Annotated in this window: 4 protein-coding genes; 2 read left to right on the top strand and 2 right to left on the bottom strand. The window is 49.0% G+C overall.

Features of this window, described 5'->3' with window-relative positions; genetic code table 11:
• The first annotated feature begins 109 nt into the window (after positions 1-109).
• Entirely contained in the window at positions 110-1129 is a 1020-nt protein-coding gene (locus KDK15_RS01925; protein ID WP_257293680.1) for a DUF1853 family protein, read from the top strand.
• Positions 1130-1311: 182 nt separating this feature from the next.
• On the opposite strand, the gene aceK is transcribed toward KDK15_RS01925, so the two are convergent.
• Positions 1312-3105 (bottom strand): bifunctional isocitrate dehydrogenase kinase/phosphatase, encoded by a 1794-nt coding sequence (gene aceK, locus KDK15_RS01920; protein WP_257293679.1) that lies wholly within the window; start codon positions 3103-3105, stop codon positions 1312-1314.
• 24 nt (positions 3106-3129) lie between these two features.
• The gene (locus tag KDK15_RS01915; RefSeq protein ID WP_257293678.1) at positions 3130-4071 is read right to left on the bottom strand and encodes a 1-aminocyclopropane-1-carboxylate deaminase/D-cysteine desulfhydrase; all 942 of its coding nucleotides are present in this window, start codon (positions 4069-4071) and stop codon (positions 3130-3132) included.
• Between the two features lie 245 nt (positions 4072-4316).
• Here KDK15_RS01915 and KDK15_RS01910 point away from each other — a divergent pair.
• On the top strand, positions 4317-5107 hold a 791-nt coding region (locus KDK15_RS01910; RefSeq protein ID WP_257293677.1), incomplete at its 3' end, for a hypothetical protein.

Below are 5107 nucleotides of genomic sequence, written 5' to 3'. Positions count from 1 at the left end.
AGCCTGAACACCATAAGCAGAGCCTGTTAAGTAGTTGACCCCATGACTTTTGAAGCGTTCCATAAACTCAGTGATGTCACCCTGGAATGTGAGTTAGTATGCGTTAGTCATGAACAGATTTTTACACCAAAGCATAAACCAAACTCTACAACAGGCAGTAGAGTGGGTACAAAACAGCCCGCCATTATTTAATCGATCGGCCAGTCCTCTGTTTCTGGATTCCCCCTTACCGGCCGGAATAGCCCCGGTTATTCCTGACCAACAGCAGCTGGCGCTTCTGGCCAGTCTGGTTAACAAGAGAAGCAATCCTCTGCTCGGCATTTTCAACGAAACCCTCTGGCAGTTCCTGCTGAGCCAGCTTCCTGATAGCCAGACCATAGCCTATAACCTGCAAGTGAATGGCGAGAAACATGGTCAGCCTGCCACACTGGGTGAATATGACCTTATCTACCAGCTGAAAAACCAGTTCATTCACCGGGAGCTGGCCGTTAAATTTTATCTGGGTATGCCTGGTGAAGCTGACAATGCCATGGGGTCTCCATGGCGACACTGGGTCGGTCCCGGGCTCAGGGACCGGCTGGACCGAAAGATGGATCACTTGCTCCATCACCAAGCCCTGTTGAGTGATACCCATGAAGGGCAGCGAGCGTTATTAACGCTGGGGATTGTACTGCCCGTTGTTAAAGAGATCCTGATACAGGGAAGGCTGTTTTACCCCCTGTGCACAGATGAACCAGCAATAACGCAACTGTCCGACATCAAGCCAATGACTCAGTCAGAAACAAAACAGAATGCAGTGCTATGCCCGCCACCGGAGTACTGCAACCCGAATCATTTGCAAGGTTATTGGTTAACACAAAGCCATTTCCATCTGAGTACCCGGTCCATAACCAGGAATATCCGTTTCCAGATTCCTCAGAAGGTGCAGTGGTTGAATCAGAACCCTGTTGCAGAGTTGCTCGATCATGATGCGGCGCTGCGCCAACTGCAACCGCAAAAACGACCGGTTTATATCAGGGCAATCCATCAAGGGCTTCAGACGCCGTTGCATTTGTTTATTGTGCCTGATGACTGGCCTGAGAAAGCGATGAAGGTCTCTAAAGAACTTTTCATCCAGGATCAAGTCTGACATTGCAGTATTAAGGAATTAACTTCCACATTTCTACTGACGCTACCCGCTAACCGCTACCCGAAAAGCCGGAACCGCTTGTGCTTTTGCGGGCAGCGGGCAGCGGGAAGTGGGCGGCGGCTTTATTCCCAGACTGAGTAGAATGATGAAGTTATTCTGGGACAGATCCCAGGCAGAGCCTGTTATACCACAGGCACTGCCTTTTGACGGAACACAGCCCGGTTGGCACGGTGTTTTTTCAGTTGCAGTGATGGCGTATATGGCAATACATCCATAACCTGCCCCTGGGTAATCTGCTGCTGAACACTGCGCCAGTAACTGGCGGTAAAAAGATCGCCGTGAAGACGGGTAAAACGTTTGCGGATTGCCAGATCGGGAAACAGAAAAACCGGAAACTCTTCCGGAAAAATATCCCCTGGTGAGACCGAATACCAGGGCTCAGCGGACATTTCCTGCTCTGGATAGAGCGCCTCCGGTATCTCACGGAAATGGCACTCGGTCAGATAAATAATTTCATCGTAATCATAGAAAACCACACGACCATGGCGAGTGACCCCGAAATTTTTCAGCAGCATATCGCCCGGGAAGATATTGGCAGCGGCCAGTTGCCTGATCGCCCGCCCATACTCATCAAGCACCGCTTCCAGAGCCTGCTCGTTGCCATCGTCAACCAGCTGTTCAACATAGATATTCATGGGCATCATTCGCCGCTCAGTATAGAGGTGGCGAATCAGCACCTTATCGTTATAGACAATGACGGTAGAGGGGGCTACCTGCTGCAACTCCTGCAATAACTCGTCACTGAACCGGGAACGGGGCAGCATCAGGTTGGAGTACTCCTGAGTATCTGCCATCCGCCCCACCCGGTCATGGGTTTTCACCAGATAGTACCGGTCTTTAACCATGGCCTTACTGATATCTTTGGGCGGGGCAAAATGATCTTTGATGACTTTAAACACCATATCCAGGGAAGGCAGCATAAATACCGACATCACCATGCCCTTTACACCCGGAGCGATGACAAACTGATCAGCAGAGTGTTGCAAGTGCTGGAGAAAATCCCGATAGAAGACACTTTTACCATGCTTGAAGAAACCAATGGAGTTATAAAGCTCGGCACGTTTTTTTTCAGGCACCAGCGTGTGCAGAAATTCAATACATTCGGAAGGAATCCGGGCATCAACCAGAAAATAAGAGCGGGTAAAGCTGAACAGCACACTGACGCTGTCGTTTTCACAGAGCAGGGCATCAACGTAGAGCGCTCCCTGTTCATTATTAAGAACCGCCAGAACAAACGGTTGCAGGTCCTCTCCTGCCACCAGTCTGCCCACCAGATAAGCCGCCTTGTTTCGATAAAAGACCCACTTCAGCACATCCACCCGCACATTACTGCGCCGGACCCATGACGGTTGAGCCTTTTGCAGCGCATGGATGATATTGCGAATATCCCTGCGACGGTACTCCCAAGGCAGTTCAAACTTAAAATCATCCAGTATCTGGCCAACCTGGCTGACCAGCCCCTGCTGCTGGCTTTGATCATTAAAAGCATAGGATCGATAAATACCCCTGGCACTGTGAACCTTAAAGCCATCGAATTCAGACTGAATAAAGCAGTGACGGGGATTCACCGCTTCGCCATTGAACACCTTGCGGTAGATGGAGTTATAAAAGGTTTCCGCCAGTTCAGGGTCGGTTCGGTAAGAGATCAAATCCAGGTAAGCATCATGCACATCCTGCCAGCAGCTACTGTCGCTGAGATAGGACGCCTCAACCTGTGATGCCAGTGTTGTCATCACATCGGTGACGGCAACCTGGTAAAGGTTAATCCGGTCAGAAGCGGCATTTTGCGCAGCACTCCAGTCCGCATTCAGAAAACGGTCCCGGGCACCCAGAGTGATGTCAGTAAAGCGTGTTCGATAGTCACTGAACCCTTCAAGAACAATTCTGGCAATCTGTCGGGCTATGGAAGTATTCATTACTGCACCATTGTTGTTTTGCTCTTATATTTTTATTCCGCGCCGCCCCTGAAGCCCTCCGGTATGAACCACTAACAGGCGTCTGCCCCGGCAGGGAAGGCCTTGCTTCAGGTTTTCCGCCAGTGAATGCCGGATGGCAAACATGACTTTGCCGGTGTATACCGGATCCAAAGGGATTGCCGTCTCCTGCTCAAAGGATTTTATAAACGACAGCAACGCCCTGGTAGTGCGAGCGTAACCGCCATGATGATAGTCCGTCAACAGTGTCCAGTTAGCCAATGCCTGCCTGGTGTAGTAATGAATATCACCCCGCAAAAAATCGCCTCCTTTAAGGACGGCGACACCGGTTACCTGCGTCTGCGGCAACTCTTTTGCCGCAGCCAGCGCCACCCCTGACAGCGTGGCTCCCGTGCCACAAGCCAGCCAGATCTCATCATAGCTTCCTGAAGAGATTCCTCCTGCTGCCAGAATTTCGCGGCAACCCTGCACACCGGACAGATTACTCCCGCCTTCCGGCACAACATACACATCCTGTGCTGACAAGCCGAATTGATGGAAAAGATGGTTGACAAATCCGGCCTCATTTTTGCGCCGATAATCGCTTCTGGACAGGTAGTGTAATTGCATTCCCCAGTTAACCGCATCGGTCAACGTTGCTGACAGAGATTCCCCCGGCTCTCCCCTGATAACGCCAATGGTTGGCATGCCAAAACGATGACCCGCCGCAGCCAGTGCATGAATATGGTTGGACCAGGCACCACCAAAGCTGAGAATGGTAGATTTGCCCCCCTGCTGTGCGGCAATAAGATTGTGTTTCAGTTTGTACCACTTGTTACCACTGATCACGGGGTCAAGTTGATCCAGGCGCAAAACATCAAGGGACACACCCATGTCATATAGCCACCCGGTATTCACTGATTGAACAGGAACCGGCTTAGCCAATAGCTCAATAGATTCGAATACCATATTCCTGCTCCACCGATGAAAATCCCGCCATTACCTACCCGCATCACTACTGGCTCTTACTGCTCTTGCGGGTTGTTGCCACCATTACCGCCAATAACCGCAATGGCACCTGTCAGTCACACGAAACTTCCATTGGGATTAGTGGTCATAAAGCTTACATGCAGGCCAAATGATACGTTCTGACCGCTGGAAATTTATGAATATCAAGTCATCAACTTAGTAAAATCAGCTTAAGAGGCAATTTAATGACCCCCTCCACATCAGCATCAGCTTACCAAAAACCGACGTTGCAAGAACAAAAAGAACCTGAATCAACAGCGGGCACTCCGGCAAAGTTCAATAATCAACAAGTTAAAGTTGTTTCAGAGGCTTCTATCCAAAGTATCCAAAAGTGGTTGAATCAGATGCGTGTTGATGAATTCAATATCACAATTGAGAAAGGAAATGCTGTTGCTAGTTCACTTCCAATATCAGATGCAAATATTTTTGAGGCTAACACCTTGGCTTCTACCCATACACCACTGCCTGATGATAACCAGTCCAAGTTAGACCCGGAACGCGAAAGTTGTCAAAAACGTATGGGCTTTCATTCCGTATCGTCAACAAGCCTTCCGCCGCTTGAGTTTGTGAAAATGAAAAAAATTGAAATCCCAAACAACGTCATCATGTTTAGAGACATGTTGAAATACCACCTGAATGCAGATGGATTGTTGGAGAAAGAGAAGTACACGGGATCTGATAATACCGTGAAACAGGTTGCAGGTGTTTATGTTTTCAATGATATTGATGTAAAGTATAGAGGCCAATTTCGGCCACATATAAATTCTGGGCTGAGCGATACACATTCAATACATGCTGGTGAATTTGACGATGGCACGTTTTTCCTCTTGGCGTTGAGGAAGGAGCTGTATGAAAATCTCTTTGAATATGATCCATTTGATTCTAAAAAAATCGGTTACTCTGGTGATCAACATCCCACCCCTGGGTACAACACACATTCCCTCTATTGCGGAAAGACCTACGAAGAGGCAGTAGA

This window comes from Endozoicomonas sp. YOMI1 (genome assembly GCF_024606345.1).
GTDB lineage: Bacteria > Pseudomonadota > Gammaproteobacteria > Pseudomonadales > Endozoicomonadaceae > Endozoicomonas.
The sequence above is the reverse complement of the archived record's forward strand: the minus strand, read 5'-3'. Positions and strand labels throughout refer to the sequence as shown.

What these genes read in the sequence shown, in the direction of transcription:
- KDK15_RS01925 (WP_257293680.1), top strand. Translation starts at nt 110, where the DNA reads ATGAACAGATTTTTACACCAAAGCATAAACCAAACTCTACAACAGGCA.
- aceK (WP_257293679.1), bottom strand. Translation starts at nt 3,105, where the DNA reads ATGAATACTTCCATAGCCCGACAGATTGCCAGAATTGTTCTTGAAGGG.
- KDK15_RS01915 (WP_257293678.1), bottom strand. Translation starts at nt 4,071, where the DNA reads ATGGTATTCGAATCTATTGAGCTATTGGCTAAGCCGGTTCCTGTTCAA.